Annotated in this window: 14 protein-coding genes; 9 read left to right on the top strand and 5 right to left on the bottom strand. The window is 51.5% G+C overall.

What is annotated here, in order from left to right; all coding sequences use genetic code 11:
* Positions 1–167 precede the first annotated feature (167 nt).
* Complete coding sequence (locus tag BTA51_RS09085) at positions 168–1,628, top strand: B12-binding domain-containing radical SAM protein (protein ID WP_094707113.1); 1,461 nt, start codon at positions 168–170, stop codon at positions 1,626–1,628.
* Positions 1,625–2,284, top strand: coding sequence for a sugar transferase (locus BTA51_RS09080; protein ID WP_246840981.1), 660 nt, complete (start codon positions 1,625–1,627; stop codon positions 2,282–2,284). Before BTA51_RS09085 ends, BTA51_RS09080 begins: the two co-directional genes overlap by 4 nt.
* Here the strand turns inward: BTA51_RS09080 and BTA51_RS09075 are convergent.
* On the bottom strand, positions 2,227–3,267 hold the full coding sequence (locus BTA51_RS09075) for an AraC family transcriptional regulator (protein ID WP_094707111.1): 1,041 nt from the start codon (positions 3,265–3,267) through the stop codon (positions 2,227–2,229). The two genes, BTA51_RS09080 and BTA51_RS09075, sit on opposite strands and share 58 nt — an antisense overlap.
* Positions 3,268–3,523: 256 nt before the next feature.
* Between BTA51_RS09075 and BTA51_RS09070 the strand changes: the two genes are divergently transcribed.
* The 6 genes from BTA51_RS09070 to BTA51_RS09045 all read left to right on the top strand — a co-directional run bounded on the left by BTA51_RS09070 (position 3,524) and on the right by BTA51_RS09045 (position 11,820).
* The gene (locus BTA51_RS09070) at positions 3,524–5,236 is read left to right on the top strand and encodes an FAD-binding oxidoreductase (protein ID WP_094707110.1); all 1,713 of its coding nucleotides are present in this window, start codon (positions 3,524–3,526) and stop codon (positions 5,234–5,236) included.
* Between the two features lie 8 nt (positions 5,237–5,244).
* Positions 5,245–6,951 (top strand): glycerol-3-phosphate dehydrogenase/oxidase, encoded by a 1,707-nt coding sequence (locus tag BTA51_RS09065; protein WP_094707109.1) that lies wholly within the window; start codon positions 5,245–5,247, stop codon positions 6,949–6,951.
* Positions 6,948–8,510, top strand: a complete 1,563-nt coding sequence (locus BTA51_RS09060) for an FGGY-family carbohydrate kinase (protein WP_094707108.1) — start codon at positions 6,948–6,950, stop codon at positions 8,508–8,510. Before BTA51_RS09065 ends, BTA51_RS09060 begins: the two co-directional genes overlap by 4 nt.
* Positions 8,511–8,657: 147 nt before the next feature.
* Positions 8,658–9,242: a cysteine hydrolase family protein gene (locus BTA51_RS09055; protein WP_094707107.1), complete on the top strand. Its 585-nt coding sequence runs from the start codon at positions 8,658–8,660 to the stop codon at positions 9,240–9,242.
* A gap of 11 nt (positions 9,243–9,253) precedes the next feature.
* Positions 9,254–10,411: an iron-containing alcohol dehydrogenase gene (locus BTA51_RS09050; RefSeq protein ID WP_094707274.1), complete on the top strand. Its 1,158-nt coding sequence runs from the start codon at positions 9,254–9,256 to the stop codon at positions 10,409–10,411.
* Between the two features lie 143 nt (positions 10,412–10,554).
* Complete coding sequence (locus BTA51_RS09045; RefSeq protein ID WP_094707106.1) at positions 10,555–11,820, top strand: hypothetical protein; 1,266 nt, start codon at positions 10,555–10,557, stop codon at positions 11,818–11,820.
* Positions 11,821–11,869: 49 nt separating this feature from the next.
* Here the strand turns inward: BTA51_RS09045 and BTA51_RS09040 are convergent, their stop codons facing one another.
* From BTA51_RS09040 to BTA51_RS09030, 3 genes are all read right to left on the bottom strand, one after another.
* Positions 11,870–12,946 (bottom strand): hypothetical protein, encoded by a 1,077-nt coding sequence (locus tag BTA51_RS09040; RefSeq protein WP_094707105.1) that lies wholly within the window; start codon positions 12,944–12,946, stop codon positions 11,870–11,872.
* 103 nt (positions 12,947–13,049) lie between these two features.
* The gene (locus BTA51_RS09035; protein WP_094707104.1) at positions 13,050–14,663 is read right to left on the bottom strand and encodes a D-arabinono-1,4-lactone oxidase; all 1,614 of its coding nucleotides are present in this window, start codon (positions 14,661–14,663) and stop codon (positions 13,050–13,052) included.
* A 46-nt stretch (positions 14,664–14,709) separates the two neighbouring features.
* Positions 14,710–16,584, bottom strand: coding sequence for a carotenoid oxygenase family protein (locus BTA51_RS09030; protein ID WP_094707103.1), 1,875 nt, complete (start codon positions 16,582–16,584; stop codon positions 14,710–14,712).
* 542 nt (positions 16,585–17,126) lie between these two features.
* Here BTA51_RS09030 and BTA51_RS09025 point away from each other — a divergent pair.
* On the top strand, positions 17,127–17,525 hold the full coding sequence (locus BTA51_RS09025; protein WP_094707102.1) for a VOC family protein: 399 nt from the start codon (positions 17,127–17,129) through the stop codon (positions 17,523–17,525).
* Between the two features lie 44 nt (positions 17,526–17,569).
* Here the strand turns inward: BTA51_RS09025 and BTA51_RS09020 are convergent, their stop codons facing one another.
* On the bottom strand, positions 17,570–20,278 hold the full coding sequence (locus tag BTA51_RS09020; RefSeq protein WP_094707101.1) for an MHYT domain-containing protein: 2,709 nt from the start codon (positions 20,276–20,278) through the stop codon (positions 17,570–17,572).
* Between the last annotated feature and the right edge of the window lie 45 nt (positions 20,279–20,323).

The following is a 20,323-nucleotide window of genomic DNA, read 5'->3' as shown; positions in this document are numbered from 1 at the left end:
TTAAAATGTCAGCTCCCTGGATATCGAAGCTTTCACACCATCGATCACCGATCCATTCACCCACCGACCCATCCACCGACCGCTGCCACATTTCACCTCATTTGCTACGCACTTTCGCCAGCTTTGTTGATTAGAGTGAAACAAACACCCTGATCGGTAGACTTGAAGTGAAAATTAAAATGATCCTGCCGTCATTGACGGAAGCCGAAAGCCCATATAATCGACCCGTTAAGTACTCACTATTTCCGCCACTGGGGTTAGCCACTCTGGCTGCCTATTGTCATGAATGTGATGAAATAGATCTTGTAGACCAGCACGTCGAGAAGCTCTCGACGGATGATTGCCCGGATCTCGTTGTCATTCAGGTTTATATCACCAATGCGTACCGTGCTTACCAGATTGCGGACACCTATCGTAGTAAAGGTTGCTACGTGATATTGGGGGGCTTGCATGTGACCTCGTTGCCGGACGAGGCCAAACAACATGCAGACAGTGTTTTTATCGGTCCAGGTGAAGACACCTTTCCTGAATTCCTAAAAGATTTTCGGGCCGGAAAAGCCAAACCTGTTTATCGCTCAATAGAGCGCAGTCTGGATCACCTGCCTCCCGTCAGGCGTGACCTCATCAAGAGGCATCTGTACCTGGTGCCAAATTCAATTGTCGTCAGTCGAGGTTGCCCGTTTCACTGTAGCTTTTGTTACAAGGATGCCTTCTTCGGAAGTAAAAAGTCGTTCTATACCCAAAAGGTGGATGACGCATTGAGAGAGATTGAAAGGTTGCCTGGCCGCCATTTGTATTTTCTTGATGATCACTTGCTGGGAGATCGCAGGTTTGCATCAGCGTTATTTGATGGCATGTACGGCATGAACCGGGTCTTTCAGGGGGCTGCGACGGTCAACTCAATACTGAAAGGTGATCTTATTGAGAAGGCTGCCAAGGCTGGTTTGAGGAGCATATTTGTCGGATTTGAGAGTGTAAATGATGAAAATATGGCTTCGACCAATAAATATCAGAACATTCACTATGAGTACGAGGAAGTATGCCGGCGATTGAACGACCTGGGTATCATGATAAATGGAAGTTTTGTCTTTGGTCTGGATCATGATGGTCCCGATGTTTTTCGACGGACGGTAGACTGGGCTTTACGTCAAGGAATCACCACTGCCACCTTCCACATCGCCACCCCTTATCCTGGAACTGCTTACTATCAGGAAATGCAACAGCAGCGGCGCATTCTGCATTCTCAGTGGGATCGTTACGATACCCGACAAGTTGTTTTTCAACCTAAAGGGATGAGTACGGAACAACTCAAGCAGGGGTATGACTGGTCCTATCGTGAGTTTTACCGGTGGAAGAATATCGTCAGAAGTGCTTCAGCTCACAGTAACAGCAAGCACATGTTAAAGCATTTCTTTTACACGGCAGGTTGGAAAAAGTTTGAGTCGCTATGGACTTTGCTGATCAATGGTAGGCGTCTTGGAATGATGACGCCCCTTCTCGAAGCAATCCTGTCAAAAGTATCGAAGGCAGGGGAGGAAAGAGAACTAGGTGGGGGGAACACAGAAGGAAATAAGATAGAACAACCCGGCAAGAAAATCGACGTATTGGAGTGGGAGGGGCTTTCATGATGAGAAGGCTTTCACGGGGGCAGGTTAAACGCATGACTGACGTGGTATTGGCCATTGTGGCCGTTACGATGTTTTTACCCCTATGGCTTCTTGTTGGGCTATTAATATTGTTGGAAGACGGATCACCGGTAATCTTTCTGCAGACAAGGCTCGGAAAAGACAAGCACCCCATAACTGTCATCAAATTGCGGACTATGAGAGCAGGCAAAGTTACCCGTATTGGGAAATGGCTCAGATCCACCGGTTTGGATGAGAGTTTGCAATTTCTACCTGTTCTGGCTGGAACCATGAGCATTGTGGGGCCCCGGCCGCTCACGGAGGCTGATATACATAGAATAGGATGGGGCGGCGAAAAGCATGCTGACCGCTGGAAGATTTCTCCCGGCATCACTGGTATGGCCCAGCTATTCAGTGGTCGTGGTGCACGGGTTTCATTATACTTTGACCGCTATTATCTCCGCCGACAATCGTTGATTCTGGATGTCAGCATTATCTGTCTATCTTTTATGGTTACCCTGGTTGGAAAGAAGCGCGTGCAGACGATGATTCGAAACAATCGACGACATACCCAGGCAGGCTTATCGGGATTTATCCGCTCTCAACTATCGCGAAACTCCCCAGGGGTTGTCCCCTCACAGGATTTAAACCAGCGATGAAATGATCTGGGTTCGGCAAAGCCCAGTTGATAGGCAATATCTGTAATAGCCATTTGGCTGTGCTTTAGCAATTGTCGTGCGCTTTCCAAGCGAACTTCATCCAAGAGTTGCTGGTAGGTGTATCCGTGCTCATTCAGGCGTCGTTGCAGGGTTCTGGATGTTATATTCATCGACTCTGCCACCATATCCTGACGCGTAATGCCTTCCGATAGTTGCTGCTGAAGTCGTTGCTTGATTTCCCGGATGATGTCTGGTGTGTCATCCATCTCCAATGACTTGATCTGCTGGGTGGCATGCCCCTCCAGCGTCTTTCTTAATAGTTGATCCGGCTGTCGCAGAGGGATATCCAGCAATGCCCGCCTGAAAACCAACGCATCTATCTTCTGATCGTAAAGCACCGGGCAATGAAATATCTCTTGGTAACGCTGTTTATAAGTGGGAAGTTGATCGGCAGTGGGGGAAGATTTCTGCAGCAATAGCTGTTCAGGTGCTGCCGAATCATTGTTGGCCAGCCAGCGGCTGAAGTTCACCCAGGAGGCAAAGACATTGTCGACCATATGCGGACGAACTTCCGGATCGGGATAAGCGCAGTGCCAGCGAATCAACACCATGTCCGGATCGGTTTCCCAAGGCTCCAGGGTGGTCACCCCCATATCACCCACCAGCTTTTCAAACGGTGCTATGCGCTCGATGGCTTCGCCCAGGGTGGCACAACTCATGACAATGTAGCCCAGGACATTGTAGGACCCTGGCTGCACATAATCCCCACTGTTCAGGCCGAGCAGAGGATCATTGGATTGTTGTATGAGATTTTTCAGGATAGCCTGAAACTGTATACCTGTGATACCGCTTGAGCCTTCTGCCAGCCGGGCTCTTTCAACCGAGGCCGCTTTTAGTGCCTGATCGCAGTCCAGGCCATGATCTTCGGCAAACCGGAGGTATTGATTGACGGCGGCAACGGAGGCAAATCCCAGATTTTTCATGATGTCTCAGAGTTTGTGGTATATCTCATTCGTCGTCCGTTGTCGCGATTTGCTACCCGGACTGTCCGAATCTGACAGTGTATTTCCCGTCAATATTATTAACCTTGTAAGGATAGTGATCTTTTGCATCAGTGGAAACCTGGAGTTTAATCCCTGAACCCCGATGTAAAGAACAATGGATAAATAAGACATCAAACAAGAAATCAAATATGTACCTTGGTGCACGACATTATCAGTTAATTATTCGGAGAGTGAGATGAGACGCTGGAACGGTTGGGGAGATGAAAAGAACAGCATGGAACTGCCTGGTAACGGTGTGGATTTTCTGGCTGAACGAGTCGGCAGAGCCAATGCTTTGCCTGACGCATCTCTGCAGGAGGTGATTGATAAGGTTCCTGAATCCCGATTGCCGCGTCATCTGTTGGTTGATACCTCTTCGGAAGTTCGCGTGCGTCATGCGCGGGGGCAGAGTCTTCCGGACTGGTTGGCGATGCGTAGCGGTGATTTTGGCGTTTTCCCGGATGGTGTTGCGTTTCCTGAAACGACAGAGCAGGTTCGGGAACTGATGGATTTCTGCATTGATCACGACGTCATCCTGATCCCTTATGGTGGGGGAACCAGTGTTGCAGGGCATATTAATCCCTTCCACTCGGATAAGCCCATTCTGACTCTCGACATGGGACGCATGAATCAACTGCTGGAACTGGATGAAACCAGTCAGATAGCCACTTTTGGGGCCGGAACCCCTGGTCCTTTGCTGGAATCACAGTTGCGGGCCAATGGCTATACGCTTGGTCATTTCCCCCAGTCATTTGAACTTTCCACGGTGGGGGGCTGGGTCGCGAGCCGTTCCAGTGGGCAGCAATCCCTGCGCTACGGGCGAATTGAGCAGATGTTTGCCGGTGGTCGTATAGAAACGCCAATGGGAACCATGGAAATTCCAACGATTCCTGCCAGCTCTGCCGGGCCGGATTTGAGGGAAATGTTCATGGGCTCTGAAGGCCGCATGGGCGTGATTACAGAGGTGAAGGTGCGGGTAACGCCGCTGGCTGATCATGAAGATTTTTATGTGGTGGTGTTTCCCTCCTGGGAGCAGGCCAGGACGGCTGCCCGCCAGTTGGTCCAGAGTAAAATACAGCTCTCCATGTGTCGTGTCAGTAATGAGGTGGAGACCGAAACCCAGTTGGCATTGGCCGGACATCCGGGTCAGATTGCCTGGCTGGAAAAGTATCTGAGCTGGCGCGGGGCGGATGAAGGCAAGTGCATGATGACCGTGGGCATTACTGGAAGCCGAGCACAGTGCAGGGCTGCAAAATCTCAGTTCGGCCGAATCATCCGTCGGCACAAAGGGATCAGCACCGGGACCGTATTAGGGAAAAAGTGGGCCGAGAAGCGTTTCATGATGCCGTATCTGCGTGAAGCATTGTGGCAGGACGGCTATGTGGTCGACACACTGGAAACGGCAACAGACTGGGATAACGTCGATTCGTTGATGCGTGAGATAGAAACTAACTTGCGGACTTCGCTGAAGCAGGTGGGAGAAAACGTTCACGTCTTTACCCATCTGTCACACTTTTACAGTCAGGGCTGCTCCATCTACACCACCTATGTCTTCCGTACAGCGGAAAGTTATGCGAAGACTCTGGCCTACTGGCGCCGGATGAAGTCCACCACCTCCGAATTGATCGTGCATCGGCGCGGAACCATCAGCCACCAGCATGGCGTCGGCAGAGACCATGCCCCCTATCTTCCTGTCGAAAAAGGCATGTTGGGCATGAGTGCCATCAAGTCTCTGATCAGCACGTTTGATCCCAAGGATCTGATGAACCCGGGGACGCTGTTTCCGGTAGAAGGTATAGCAGAAGGGACGGAATTGGCGGCAGCCAACCCGGACGAGATAGAGCTCTCCGGTGGTACAGGCACAGGTAGCGACACGGGTTCAAAAACCGGATCTTCAGGGCAGGAGTAACAAGGACCATGACGATGTTGTCTGATCAGGATACATCCGCGTCCTGGAAACCGGGTCGTCGGGAGCAATTGGTTGATTTGCTCAAACAAACCACTACTGTATGGGATATTGTGATTATTGGTGGCGGTATCACCGGCGCCGGTATTCTAAGAGAGTGCGGCCGGCGAGGCTTGAAAGCCTTATTGCTCGAAAAGCATGATTTTTCCTACGGCAGTTCCAGTAAGTCCTCGAAAATGGTGCATGGTGGACTTCGTTATCTGGCTTCCGGACAACTTTCCCTGACCCGTGACTCGGTCAGAGAGCGGCAAAGACTGATGACGGAAGCTGAAGGGTTGGTGGATCCGCTTCGGTTTGTGATGCCCCATTATCGTGGACAGTTCCCTCCGGGTTTTTTGTTTGAACGGGTGCTGGATGTCTATGACTTGATGGCGGGCGCCCGTCAACACCACCGTTACCCGGCCCGCGATGCTGTGTATCTGGCACCGGGGATCAGGGAGGAAAGGCTGGCCAGCCTCAGCCAGTTCACCGATGCGGTGACCGATGATTCCCGGCTGGTGCTCAGAGTGTTGCATGAGGCACATATGAGTGGGGTTCAGTCCCTGAACTATTGCGCTGTTAAGCATGTATTGAAAAGTCGCCCTTCTGAAGCAGGCCAAACCCGGGTTAGTGGCGTGGTGGCGCAGGATATGATCAGTAACCAGGAACTGGAAATACCTGCCAAAGTGGTGATCAATGCCACCGGCGCCTGGGCTGACGAATTGCGGGTTGCCCAGGGAGAAGCGGCGCGAATGCGTCCCCTCAGAGGCAGTCATCTGGTAATTCCCGGATGGCGTTTCCCCGTAGGCTACTCAGTAAGCTTTTTTCATCCTCACGACAAGCGACCAGTGTTTATATTCCCCTGGGAAGGGGTGACCGTGATCGGTACCACGGATCTCGACCATCACCAGGATATGCGCGATGACGCCAGTATTTCCCAGGCAGAGGTCAACTATCTGCTTGGCGGTATACAGCATCAGTTTCCGGCACTTGGTTTGAATGAAGATGATGTGATCAGCTCCTGGTCCGGAGTTCGTCCGGTTGTCAGTTCCGGGGCGTTGAATCCCTCTGAGGAAAAGCGGGAGCATTCCGTATGGGACGAAAAAGGCCTGATCACGGTTGCGGGAGGCAAATTGACAACCTTCCGCCTGATCGCTCTCGATGTCCTGAAACATGCAGCGAAATACCTGGAAAATGAAAATCTCGGAGTGAAAGGAAACCACTCTAATGATGAGTCGAGAATCTTTAGCCGGGTAAACCGGGGAGAAGTGCTCAATCATCTTCCCAACGGACAGGCTGGGCGTTTGGTGGGAAGGTTCGGTTTGGCCGCCAATGAGATTGCCACCTGTGAACCTGACCAACTGCAGCCGGTACAGGGAACCCCAGCCTGCATGGCAGAGTTGCGCTGGAGCCTGGATAACGAAATGGTGATGCATCTGGATGACCTGATGCTGCGTCGAAGCCGGCTCGGGCTATTGCTTCCCAACGCTGGTGCAAGTGTATTGGATGAGGTCGGTCATCTGTGTCGATCAAAACTGGGGTGGTCTGAGTCGCACTGGGCCGATGAAGTCAGGCGATATGAAGACATTTACCGTCGGCATTTCAGTCTTCCGGGCGCGCCGGTTGATTCAACTGAAGTAAACGATCCAGCCGGTCGACGTCAGGAGATACCGGCATGAATGACAAAAGAACCTATGTGCTGGCCATCGACAATGGTACCCAGAGTGTAAGATCCATTCTGGTTGATGACCGGGGCAACATTGTTGCCAAGGGACAGCAGGAAATTGAGCCCTATTTTTCCGAAAACCCCGGATGGGCAGAACAAAAGCCGGAATATTATTGGGAGTCTCTGGAGCTGGCATGCCGAAAGATGTGGGCGACGACGAATATTGCGCCGGAACAGGTTTCGGCGGTGACTCTGACCACTCAGCGTGGGACAGTCATCTGTGTCGACAAGCATGGGAATCCTCTGCGTCCGGCGATCATCTGGCTGGATCAACGTCAGGCCGAGGTCAGTACTCCGATCGGCGGTGTATGGGACATTCTATTCAAACTGGCCAGGGTCGAGGATACTGTTAAACGATTCCGGGGCAATGCGCAGGCGAATTGGTTGTTGCAAAACCAGCCTGCACTCTGGAATCACACCCATAAGTTTCTGTTGCTATCCGGCTATCTGACCTATCGGTTGACCGGCAATTTCAAGGATTCTATCGGTGCCCAAGTCGGTTATATTCCTTTCGACTATAAGAAACTGAAGTGGGCCGGCCCCCGCGACTGGCGCTGGAAGGCTCTGCCAATCAAGCCTGAACAGCTGCCAGAGCTGGTTTCACCGGGGGATTCTCTGGGAACCCTGTTACCAGAGGCTGCGTTGATGATGGGCTTGCCTGCCGGACTTCCGGTCATTGCCTCCGCGTCTGATAAAGCCTGCGAGATTCTAGGATCAGGTGGTCATTCGCCGAATATCGGCTGTATGAGCTATGGCACCACCGCGACCATCAATACCACCAATCCCAAGTATGTGGAGGCCATTCCGTTTATGCCGCCATATCCTTCTGCGATTCCGGGTCGCTATTGCTCTGAAGTCATGATCTACAGGGGCTTCTGGATGGTGAGCTGGTTCAAGCGAGAGTTCGGATTGAGGGAGCAGCATATCGCGGAGGAGCGGGGTATCGCCCCGGAACAATTGTTTGATGATCTGGTCAATAAGGTGCCTCCCGGATCGATGGGCCTGATGCTCCAGCCATATTGGTCTCCTGGCGTCAGGGAACCCGGACCGGAAGCCAAGGGAGCGATTATCGGATTTGGTGATGTGCATACCCGTGCCCACATTTACCGGGCGATTCTTGAAGGGCTGGCCTATGCCTTGCGGGAAGGGAAGGAGCGGATTGAAAAGCGTTCCGGTGTCAAAATCGACAAACTGCGGGTTTCCGGCGGTGGATCTCAGAGCGATGCCGCCCTGCAACTCACGGCAGATATTTTCAATCTCAATGTGGAAAGGCCTCATACCTATGAGACTTCTGCTTTGGGAGCCGCCATTGATGCCATGGTGGGGTTGGGGGTCCATAAGGACTTTGAGCAGGCGATTAGCAGTATGACGCGGGTCGGGAAGGTGTTCGCTCCCAATCCGGTAAGGGTGAAAACCTACGAACGTCTTTACAGAGAGGTTTACCTGAAAATGTACCGGCAATTGCAGCCGTTATATAAAACCATACAGGAAGTGACCGGCTATCCCGAATAGGCCGATTATCAAGAGTAGGCTCGTTATCCAGAGCCGCCCCATCTTCCAGAACAGCCCCTGTAAGAACCCTGTTTGACATCAGACAGGGTTTTTCTTGTAAAGTCCCGGCGTTAGAATGCTGCATCGTTCCTGAGATTGGTCGGTACTATGTTTCATTCTTCCCAACCCGCATTGATCCTGATTGATGTGCAAGTTGCCATCGACAGCTATTCCGAACATCCCCGCAATCACCCGGATGCAGAACAGAAGATGCATCAGCTACTACAGCTGTGGCGGGAGCGGGAGTTGCCGGTATTTCATGTTCGCCATGCCTCTAAATTCCCCGGATCTCCTTATCATCCGGATAAAGCCTCCCATGCTTTCAAACCGGAAGTAGCACCTCTGGATTCTGAATCCATTGTCACCAAAAGTGAAAACTCGGCCTTTATCGGCACCAACCTGAATTGTCTGCTCAAATCTCAGGGTATTTCTGAATTGGTGATCTGCGGTGTATTGACCAACAACTCTGTCGATGCCACCGCCAGGGTGGCGGCCGGTTACGGCTATACCTGCTACCTGGTTTCTGATGCCATGGCCGCCTGTGGCATGACACTGCTCAGTGGTGACGTTGTTGAGGCAGAGAAGGTGCATGAGATCTTTCTCAGTAACCTGCATGGAGAATATGGAACCGTTTGCTATTCCGGTGACATTTTGACTAACCTCTCCGAATCATCAAGATCATTCGACAGCTGATGGGAAACACTATGAATTTTGAGTTCGCGACTGCCAATCAAATCCTGTTTGGAAACGGAGTTATGAAGCAGGTGCCTGGGCTGGCTGCACAGTATGGACGCAAGGTATTCCTACTGACCGGTAGCTCTCCGGAACGCTGTGCCGGACTGATTGACGCTCTCCAGGACAAATCGCTGGAGTTGACCATTCATGGTATCGGCAAGGGAGAGCCGACGGTTCGGATGGCAGAACAAGCGGTTGAACAGGCACGGCTTGCCGAAGCCGACGTGGTCATCGGTTATGGTGGTGGCAGTGTCCTGGATCTGGGCAAGGTGGTGGCTGCCATGCTGACCAATGACGGCGAGTTGATGGACTACCTGGAGGTGATCGGGCGGGCTCAGCCGCTGGCCAATCACAGTGCTCCCTATATCGCGATCACCACCACGGCGGGGACGGGCTCTGAGGTCACGCGAAATGCCGTACTCGACTCGCCGGACCACAAGGTCAAGGTCAGTATGCGAAGCCCTTATATGCTCCCTGCGGTTGCCGTAGTCGATCCGGAACTCACCTGGTCGATGCCTGCTCAGCTGACCGCCTGCACCGGGCTGGACGCACTGACCCAGGTAATCGAACCTCTGCTCTCGAATAAATCCAATCCGTTGACGGACAGTCTCTGCCGGGAGGGGATTCGCCGGGCAGGACAGTCATTGCGCCTGGTCTACGATGAGCCCGGCAATTCCCAGGCCCGTGAAGACATGTCATTGGTCAATCTCTTTGGCGGGCTGGCGCTGGCCAATGCCAAACTCGGAGCCGTTCATGGTTTTGCCGGTCCTTTGGGGGGAATGTTTCATGCCCCCCATGGCGCCTTGTGCGCAAGGCTGCTTCCGCTGGTTATGGAGTGCAACCTTCGGGCTTTGCAGGAAAGAACACCGGATTCGCCGTATATTGAGCGTTTTGACGAAGTCGCACGGTTATTGACCGGGAATCCATCTGCCACAGCCGAAGACGGTAACACCTGGATTCGGGAAATCTGTGAGCATATGCAGATCCCGCCCTTGTCCTGCTATGGAATGTCGGCGGAACATGTTGATGAGGCGATCGCCAAATCCAAAAATTCCAGCAGCATGAAAGGAAATCCGATTGAACTGACTGAGGCAGAGATGAAAGACATCCTGAACAGGGCTTTATAGCCGTTCTGGGCCCATAATAATTTGCTTCATATTATCTATTTCTCATTAATTTATTTGATTCAGTGTGAGGGATACCCGGCCGATAACCTGAGAAGGACTTATGTGTCGTTTCAGGATCCATAAAGGAATTGGCGGAGTATCCCATGATTATCGAGTCGTCCCAGGTCAACTATCAATCTTTGCAGGATCAACGGGAAAGTGTTGCTGTCAGCAGTCGTTTGTCGATTGGCCGTCAGCAGGCGAATTCCAGTGATCTGGAATATGAGGCGAGAGAGCTTGAATCGGTTCAATTGTATTCACGGGTAACCGACGGCGACAGAACGAAAAATTATGCGCAACAACGTCTGGCGAGGGAAGTCGTGTCCCTCGAACAGTCTTCCTATGAACCGGCGCAGCCCGATTTGCGCAGATCTGAAGGTGGCAATGCCTCGGTGACGTTTTCCCAATATCGCTACGTCACAGAAAGCCAGTCATCGCTGATCACCTCCTCGGGGGTAATCACTCTGGATGATGGCCGAAGCATAAACTTCAATCTCTATGTGGAACGTGGCCGGGAAACGGAATTGGCGGTTGAACAGACCCTGAATATTCAAGGGCGTCAGCTCACTGATCCACTGGTGCTGAATTTCGCGACGGATATTCTGTCTTTGGACTCCAACACATTTTTCTTTGACCTGGACAGCGATGGCGATCAGGAATCCATTGCCGCGCTGGGGGCGGGAAGCGGGTATCTGGTATTGGATGCCAATCAGAATGGCGAGGTAGATGATGGTTCTGAACTGTTCGGCCCACAGACCGGTAGCGGGTTTGGGGAGCTGGCCAGATATGACAGTGATGGCAATCGATGGATTGATGAAGCTGATCCGGTGTTTGAGCAGTTGCGAGTCTGGGTAGATGCGGGCACTGAAAATCAGCGGCTGGCGACATTGAGCGAAGTGGGTGTGGGTGCTATCTACCTGGGCGCGACCGGGGACCGTTTTGATCTGGTCGATGGACAGGGCAGGATACTTGGGCAGACGAAGGCGGCCGGAATAATGCTCATGGAAAACGGTGAGGTGAGAACGGTCCAGGAATTGGATCTGGCCGACCAACGTGGGCAGGCAGCCATGACAGATCAGGACCTGCAACTCAGTAATGCGGACCTTCGTCAGGCATCAGGCTTTTCCGAAGTGGCGGCACGGTTGCGGGAGTTAAGAGAGCGGCAGGAGAGACAGCTTGAAGCTATCGGTGAAAACTCCAAATTTGTCTCTCCCTTGCAACAGCTCATTGAGAAATTAGAAGCCTTGAGGCAAAGAGTGATGGAACAGCTGAAAATGACGGCTGAAATAGAAGAGGCCGCTGTCTTTGCCAAGACCTTCAATCGTGATGAGCTGACCTATCAGTTGGTGCGCTCCAAGTTGAAATCCTGATTTGTCAGCAGACATCGTCGATTGATCATTTAATTGCCAAGGTTGACCCTTACTGATCACAATAGGCCTCCCCTGCAAATTCCATGAGTCCCTGGGGCAGTGTGACTTCCTTCTGCAATTGTCCCCAGTGATAGACCTTGATATTGAAGCTGGCCCGCATGGTTTTCATGACAGGCTTTTCGGCATTGAAAACGATTTGCGACGGCATTCTTGCATCGTAGAAATCTGAAGGTTCTGACTGAGCATGGATGACCAGCTTTCGAGAAACCTTATTCAGCTCAATATCGAGAAGGCCCCGGCAGGTGTCGAGGGTTCGTTTCACCCCCAGACCTTTAAATGTCGGAAGAAAGCTGACGACTTCGTCCTCTGATCTGAATTGACCGGCCCAGACTTCAATGGCGTTATTTTTGGCAGTGCCGCCTGACAGTAGTAACTGGTACTGACCGGTGACTGCCAACGCATACATGTAACTGCCATATACTTCCTTGTCATACCAGCCCTTGTCCACATTGGACCAGCCAAAGCCCGAAAGATTCTGCCCGTCGTCAGAGTAGGTGTATTGAGTCGGTGTCTTGATCGTCCAGACAAACCAGTGAGCCCCCAATCCAGGAAGCTCCGATAGGATTCTGAACGGTGATTGAGCCGGATTTAACGTTGACCAATAGGGAGTATGAACTCCCACCCAACTCATATGGAAGTTAATGTCTTGCAGAGTTAACGAGAGGGTATTTTCGTCTGCATCCACGATACCCGGGATTTGAAAATGAAATGAATTACCCTTTGCGCCCGGGACTTGTTCAACAATAACCTCATCAGAAAAATATTCGTAGGTCTTGGTGATCCCCGCCTTACTCGAATAGGCGAAGTGTACGTAACCTCCCAGACTCTGTTGATTAGAATCGGGAGTGATATAGGTTTGCAGGGTGACTTTGAAATAACCATGATCGGGATCATTGAGGTTATAAAACCACTGTTCACTCCATGGACTTCCTGAGGGTGGGTGAGGGGCCAGATCGTCGTAACTGGTGGCGTACGCAGTATTCAGAGTCGTCATCAGGCAAAGCAAAGTAGAGATTAGATAAAAAAAAGTAGAGCTCTGATAAGAAAAAGCAGGGAGGACTTTCATGGAATGCTCCTGGGCTGATAAGGAAGGAGCGCCGTCGCAATGATGACGGCGCTTATCAGAGTAATGTCATGAATGCTGGCGTAGTGGTGACGCCAGTACGGAATTATTTACAGATCCGCGCTTCAGAGTAGTAGGCACCTGCCTGGCAGCTGGTTCCTTCGCTACAGTTTTCATCCGTCTGGCAATAGCATTCGCCACGTGCATTACAGCCGGGAGTCAGATAGTTTTCCAACGGATCCTGGCCGTTGACGCGTTCCCAGAATGGGTTGGTAAATACGTTGTATGGGTCGACCTCCTGCTTGAAAGAGAGAAAGTCATTCCATCTGGGATACCGGGAGGGCATATCTTCGAAGATGGCGACGGAGTTTTTGCCCCAATGTGGCCGGGCACCGTATTTTCGGATCGACATCTGTTCGATTTCCAGGTTCACGAAGTAGTTCTTCGGAACGGCTTCGCCGGCTTTGCGCAGGGTATATTCGATACCGAGATAAGCACTATCCCGGCCTGAATTCATTCCAAGATAACTGGGAGAGGCCTTGCCGAAGCGGAAATAGATGCCGTTCAGAGGGAAGCAGGTTTGGGGTTGTGCGGCAAGAATACGTCTGACGTCCGCGATCCAGTTCGGTAGCTGCTCAATGGGAATGGCGACTTCCTGCAACGCGATGGGGAGCTTGTCCCAGATGCATTTTTCCGGATCCTTGCAGGTGAAATATTGCATACGGTCGGAAGGACCGATAGGGTGATCCAGGACTTTTTTGCTATCGGAATCCCGGTAGTAGGACTTGGCTCTGGCGTCATAGCGAACTTTGGCCGCCAGGCACTGCAGACCGGAGCCGGGGAATTCATGTAGTGCATCAAACAGGAGTTTGAAGAAAAATTCCTGGATGTCTGACACGTCAGCCTGGGCGTTATACGCGTTACCTGCAGAAGACAGCGGAACGGTATTATATAGTGTTGTGGTGTAGCGGCCGATGCCTGGGAACCAGGCGATATTGGCAGAGTAATTCTGCCTGGCGATATCCAGAATAATGTTTTCCAGTCCTGTATCGTCCCGATACCCTCTCACGTCAGCCCGAACTTTAAACGCCGGTTCCAATTGTATGGTGGCTTCTACCACGACTCCGAGCACACCGAGATTAACCCGCGCAGCATTGAGCTCTTCCCCGGTGAGCACGCGGACATCACCCAACCCGTCCACTATTTTCAATTGGGTCACGTAGTCGGCAATCATATTGGAAGGTTTCGCCAATGTGGAACCGTGGGTGCCGCTTCCTAACATTCCGCCGATAGTGAAGGTGCCCAACTCGGTGACCATATTGACTGCCAGGTCCTGTTCCCGCAGGAATTCGTTTAGCTTGTTGAAGCGCATTCCCGCCTGAACGGTGACCGTGCGGTTGCCCGCGTCAAAGTTGACGATTTTGTCCATGTTTTTCAGTGTGATCTGGTCCTGTCCATCCCGGGTACAGGCGGCATCGATCTGGCTCGCAAATTTGCGGTTTCCGGTCATGACGGTGCGGCCTTCCGCCAGAGCGGCTTTTACGATCTGCTGAACTTCCTCTATGGTGCCGGGATCATAGATGGCTCCCGGATGGCATTCATAGGTGTCCTGGTAGTTACTCAGTGTTTCAGTGGATTCTTCATTGGCACTGATGCCGATGGATAATCCCAGTACTGCTCCTGCCAACAAAAGTCCTGTTGCTATTATTTTTGGTTTCATTTGTCACTCTCCTGAGTTGTTGATGCAACTTCCTTGAAATCCCGTCTCAGCTGTATTGGGGCAAAATGTGGTTCTCGATGATGTTCTGTACCTCCCTGGAGTGTTTACTCATTTTTCCGATGAGAAAGTCAGTCAGATCCGATTGATAAATGCCACTGGGGCGTGGACCGATCGTTTCGACCCAGAGAGCATGATTGGTGGTGGCGAAATTCAGATTTGTACTGCCCAGAACTCCCACAGGCCCCTGGGCCAGGTTTTGGGCGTCGAATATCCATATTTCTTTTCCATTACCCCGACCATCGGTGGGGTTTTTTCTGACAACGGCAGTAAACAGATAACCTTCGTCCTGTCCGGTGCAGCCAACCTTGTTCATAAATTGTGGTGTGCGCATGACGCAGTCTTCCGGAAACTCGTAGGCATCGCTAATGGCCATCGCGTCGCAGTCAAAGTGCAGTAATGCCGATGGCTGGGCAAGTTCCGGCAGGGAGCCGTTGGTAAAAATACGGTTGGGGTAGTTTCGGTAGGCATAGGCCACTCGTGAAGGAAGATGCTCAGGACGGAAGCCGATGGCAGCCCAATAAATATGTTTAAACTGCTCAGGAAACTGGAAATGCCCGCGATAGGCCGGGTCGTTCATGTCCCAGCAGCGCATGTCCCGTACGACGGCGAAATCTTCTTTGATTTCTTCTGCGGAGAACCGGTTAACCTGAATACGTGCCCGTACCAGGCCCCCGACGTCGACTGGGGCGGCTGGATATCCTGAAATGGATTTGTCGACCCAGCCGCCAAAATGAAGACGGTCCAGATGCATTTGTGGCTCGGACTTGTCCATGGCCCCCATGTACTGACCGTAGAGCGTAATTTCCCCATCGCTGTCGTCGTAATTACAGACGATATCTGAGGTGTCGAAATCCAGTTCAATATAGTCCGCCAGCACGCTATCGCTGCCAGGCATCAAATCCGATTTTCTGATCACCCAGACCGGGGTGCGGTGACGCTGCGGCTGTACCGTACGAATGCCCAGTATGCGTCCGTTTTCAACAAAAGCCGCTGTCTGGAAGATCAGAATATGATCTCGTGTAACGCCCAGGGAATGGCTGGTGGCCGAGATGTAAGCATTGTTGCCCTGACGGTCATACACTTGCCAGGATTCAAATGGTCCATACTGATCCCAGCGAATCAATTGAATAAAGCCGTTCTTCGTTCCGGTTTCGCCTGTATTGCCACCATAGTTGATGGTGAAGCATTCGCCGGTCTCCAGATCAAAATGGGGGTGGCCGGTAGTGCGTATCTGGGGGAACAACCATTTCTCCGGTGTCATCCAGTCAATGGCCGGCGGCAGGCTGGAGCGCCATTCGTCCATGTTGCCGATCTGGGTGACCAGTTCCAGAGTATTGGCATCAAATTCATAAGGGGGGCCGCCCTCGTAACTCAGGGCAAAACGATTATTACCCATATAGTTGGGAGCCGTATTGCAATAGTTCATAAAGCCCATGTTGGAGCTGTAATACACGGTGCCACCCAGTAGAGCGAAACGATCCAGCAATCCGGTGGCATGTTCCTGCATGATCGCAGAAGGGGTGTTGATCATTTTCCGCATGAAGCTGACACCCTCTGGACCAAAATCAAAGCGGGTCAGTGCGCCTCTGCCGTTGGGGGTGAAATGATTTTTCTCCAATGGAATACCTTCAGCCATGAACACATGTCCGGTGATATCCAGGGGAAGGGTGCCGCTGATCAAATCCATGGTTCCTGAGGATGGGGTCAGGTCGGCATCCATGATGGATCCGGGAAAGGTGGACCCTGAAAAGCCGGATCCGGCGATTGTTGGTTGACCGGATAGCAATTGGCCGCTGGCAAAACTGACATTGGGTAATACTGAAAGTGCACAAAACGATTTGACAAATTGACGTCTGTCCATGTCATCTCTCTCCAGAAATTCCGTTATTTTTATGTGTGTATCCCCGTTTTACTGTACTGGGAGACCCGTTACGACACAGGGAGACCAGTACTACACAAGGATATAAGTTACTGTACAAGGAAATAAGTGGTACAGCCGGAATTCAGTCGCTCTGAAAACTATCGACGATCGTCAGCGGGAACTATGAGTGCTATGACTGCTGTCGATACGATTTCTGATATATGGATCATACAACCAGAAAGCACCGACAACGCACCGGGAGGGTGGAGGTACTTGTCTACATCACGATTTATATCGGGAGCAAGGTGGGTAGGAATACGTTCCATCCTGGCTGAACTCACAAAGGCGGCGCCTTTGTACTTACGACTCACTCCATGTCTCCGGAGAAACTGACAGCCCGAAATTATATCAGGGCTAACTCCAGATGTTTATCAGAATAGCGGATAAACGCAATAAGACAAAGCTATTTGAGAAGTCTACGCCGGTAAGGTTAAATGGTGCACATTTCGTGATTCTCAATAACCTGTTGGCATGGGGTACCTATGAATATCAGCCATCTTGATCATTATGTTTTAACGGTCATGGATATCGATAAGACAGTAGATTTTTATCAGACTGTGATGGGCATGGAAAAGGAGATCTTTGGAAATGGGCGTGTGGCGCTCAAGTTCGGTCACCAGAAAATCAACCTTCATACCTATGGCACTGAAACTGAACCCAAGGCCGGAAATGTACAACCCGGAAGTGCGGACATGTGCTTTATTTCTGCCATATCTCTTGAAGAAGTGATGAGCCATCTGGCTGAACATGGCGTTGAGATCATTGATGGTCCTGTGCCGAGAACCGGTGCTATGGGGCCGATCACGTCAGTATATTTTCGCGACCCTGACCTGAACCTGTTAGAGGTCTCTACCTATGACACCAAAAGGAAGTCCCTGTAGGACTCGTGACACCAAAAGAAAGTCCCTGTAGGACTCGGTAAGGTTTAGTTTTCCTCCACCTCCAGCAGACTGATCTCCATCACGACTTCGTCAGTGTTGGCCTGGATTTCAGCCATAACGGATTCTGCCATGTTGAGCCGGCCCGCCTTGGCATATTGCTCCAGCTTATCGAACAAATTGCTGAGCACTGTCATGGCCAGGTTACCGCTGACCCCTCTCAGCGCATGAGCTTCGTTTTGCAATACCTCTGAATTGTGGTCTTTCAGGGCGTTGAACAGCCGCTGCTTTTTAAGGGCCCAGTGTTCCAGGTATTGTTGGATTTCCCTGATCAGGACAGAGCGTTCTCCCCAGAGTCTCAGTCCTTTCTCTATATCGATGGTGTGTAGTGGATCGATCGTTCGGGTCTTCACTGAGGTAAGTGGCTTGGTTGTATTAATGCCCAGGACTCGGGCTATTTCGTATGATAACTCTCCAACTTCCACCGGCTTGGCGGCAAACCCGTTCATGCCGGCGTTTCTGGCCGCCAGTTGGTCATCCACGAGGACACTGGCTGTTATGGCAATGATCGGTGTTTCCTTCAATTTTTTGATTTTTTCCGCCTGTCGGATTGCCCGGCAGGCGGAAAGACCGTCCATCACCGGCATTTGAATATCCATCAGGATGACATCAGGGGAGTCCTGCTCCCAACACTGAAAAGCCTCCTGTCCGTCTTTGGCCGGGATGATCTGATGACAGCCTTTGCTGAGGATCAGAGTCAGCAGATCAATGTTCTGTTGAATATCATCAACCACCAGTATTTTCAGCGGCGGTAGCTGGGTGCTGTGTTCTGTCTCCTGCTGCTTTGCTTCTTCACCGGGTTGCAGTGGAAGGGTAAATTCAAAGCAGGTCCCCACATCGAGCTCACTGGTCACCTGCATGCTGCCTCCCATCAGTTCCACCAACTGTTTGCTGATGGTGGTCCCCAGTCCACTGCCGCCGAAACGCCGGCTTGTGGATGCATCCGCCTGGGTAAACGGATCAAAAATATGTTCCAGTTGTTGCGGTGTCATACCAATGCCGGTATCCGCAATCTGGAACAGCACGTGGTTTTTATGGGAGGGTTCAATGGTCACATCGATCCGGCCATGATCGGTAAACTTGATGGCGTTTCCGACGATGTTGGTCAGGACCTGCCGGATACGGTCGGGGTCTCCTATATAATATCCCTTGATTTCAGACGAAATGGACACACACAAATCCAGCCCTTTCCGGGAGGCCTGCAGTGCGAGGGTGGATATCACCAGATCCACTTCCTGGGTCAGGGAAAAATTGGTGTGGTGAATTTCAAGCTTGCCTTTATCAAGCTTGGCACTGTCCAGAACGTCATTCAGAACCCGGAGCAGGGAGCGGGCAGAACTACCGATGGTGGAAATAAATTGGTGCTGTTCATCGGATAAAGGCGTTTCCATCAGCACATCGCTGAAACCAATAATGGCATTCATCGGCGTGCGAATTTCATGGCTCATATTCGCCAGGAATGCGGCTCGGGAGATGGCAGCCTGCTCGGCACGTTCCTTGGCGCGTATAAGATCCTGTTCCATTTCAATGCGCTTGGAAATATCCGAAATAAACGCCACAAAGACATCTTCCTTCGGTAACCTGACATGGCCGATGGCGAGTCTGACAGGTATTTTTCGGCCATCCCTGTGGCGCGCTTCGACTTCTCTGCCGACGCCAATAATGTTGGCTGTTCCGTTTTCCAAATAGTGGCCGAGATAGTTGTCATGCTCGCTATGGTGTGGCTCCGGCATCAGGCAGCGGACATTCTGGCCTTTAAGAGACTCACTACTCCATCCCAGAATACTCTCAACGGCCTGATTGGCCCCGATGACGATACCACTACTGTTAATGGTCACTATGCCGTCCACTGCGGTGTCCATAATCGCCCGTAAACGGCGCTCGTTAAATCGGGATTCCTCGGAAATGTCTTTGTATTTGAGAATTAAACTGATGGCCAGAGTCAGCAGAATGATGAAAAAGGCGGTCGAGGTAACACTTACAACCAGGAACCAGGAGGAATCATTAGCGGGAATATTCGCCGGCATTAGCTCCGGTTTGATAAAGCGGGCGGCGGCCATTCCCGTGTAGTGCATGCCTGAAATTGCCAGTCCCATGATGCAGCCGCTGATCAGGTTCAGCCGGATAGTGTCGAGTTTCTCTCCCCAGGCGTTTTTCATGCCAAAGCGGATGCGTACTGAAAAAATGGAAAGTAGGATGGCGACCACGATGGACAGAAAGAACAGGTAAGGGTCGTACCGCAGAAGAGCCGGCATGGTCATGGCTGCCATACCGGTATAATGCATGACGCCAATTCCCAAACCGAACAGGGTGCCTCCGATGGCTAACTGGCGAGGCTTCAACGATCTTCTGATAATCAGGTTCAATGCAATCCAGGAAGCGCCGATACTGGGTAACATGGAAATCAGGGTCAGTAAGGGGTCATAGCTGACCGACATATCCATTTCAAAGGCCAGCATGCCAATGAAGTGCATGGTCCAGACACCTCCTCCCATGGCAAGACTGGCAGCGAAGAGGGTTGATTTTCTACGTTGCCGGGATATGAGATCCCAGGATCTGGAAGCGGTCTGGTAGGCAGTAAAGGAAGCTCCGATGGCCATAATAACCGAAAGCGTGACCAGCCAGGGATTGTAGCTGCCCTGCATTAGCGCATCAGTATTGGCGGGTATCTGAAATTGTGCTGTCAGCCAATTCATGAGAGGAGTGTGGTCTCCTGAAGATTTCTAGACTCCCGATACTGC

Origin of the sequence: Hahella sp. CCB-MM4 (assembly GCF_002260525.1) — a bacterium.
Classification (GTDB): Bacteria; Pseudomonadota; Gammaproteobacteria; order Pseudomonadales; family Oleiphilaceae; genus Hahella.
This window is presented reverse-complemented; position numbering and strand designations above follow the sequence as displayed.

Bases quoted from the DNA above. Each gene is read 5' to 3' on its own strand.
- BTA51_RS09080 (WP_246840981.1), top strand. From the start codon at position 1,625: ATGATGAGAAGGCTTTCACGGGGGCAGGTTAAACGCATGACTGACGTG.
- BTA51_RS09075 (WP_094707111.1), bottom strand. From the start codon at position 3,267: ATGAAAAATCTGGGATTTGCCTCCGTTGCCGCCGTCAATCAATACCTC.
- BTA51_RS09070 (WP_094707110.1), top strand. From the start codon at position 3,524: ATGAGACGCTGGAACGGTTGGGGAGATGAAAAGAACAGCATGGAACTG.
- BTA51_RS09065 (WP_094707109.1), top strand. From the start codon at position 5,245: ATGACGATGTTGTCTGATCAGGATACATCCGCGTCCTGGAAACCGGGT.
- BTA51_RS09060 (WP_094707108.1), top strand. From the start codon at position 6,948: ATGAATGACAAAAGAACCTATGTGCTGGCCATCGACAATGGTACCCAG.
- BTA51_RS09055 (WP_094707107.1), top strand. From the start codon at position 8,658: ATGTTTCATTCTTCCCAACCCGCATTGATCCTGATTGATGTGCAAGTT.
- BTA51_RS09050 (WP_094707274.1), top strand. From the start codon at position 9,254: ATGAATTTTGAGTTCGCGACTGCCAATCAAATCCTGTTTGGAAACGGA.
- BTA51_RS09045 (WP_094707106.1), top strand. From the start codon at position 10,555: ATGATTATCGAGTCGTCCCAGGTCAACTATCAATCTTTGCAGGATCAA.
- BTA51_RS09040 (WP_094707105.1), bottom strand. From the start codon at position 12,946: ATGAAAGTCCTCCCTGCTTTTTCTTATCAGAGCTCTACTTTTTTTTAT.
- BTA51_RS09035 (WP_094707104.1), bottom strand. From the start codon at position 14,663: ATGAAACCAAAAATAATAGCAACAGGACTTTTGTTGGCAGGAGCAGTA.
- BTA51_RS09030 (WP_094707103.1), bottom strand. From the start codon at position 16,584: ATGGACAGACGTCAATTTGTCAAATCGTTTTGTGCACTTTCAGTATTA.
- BTA51_RS09025 (WP_094707102.1), top strand. From the start codon at position 17,127: ATGAATATCAGCCATCTTGATCATTATGTTTTAACGGTCATGGATATC.
- BTA51_RS09020 (WP_094707101.1), bottom strand. From the start codon at position 20,278: ATGAATTGGCTGACAGCACAATTTCAGATACCCGCCAATACTGATGCG.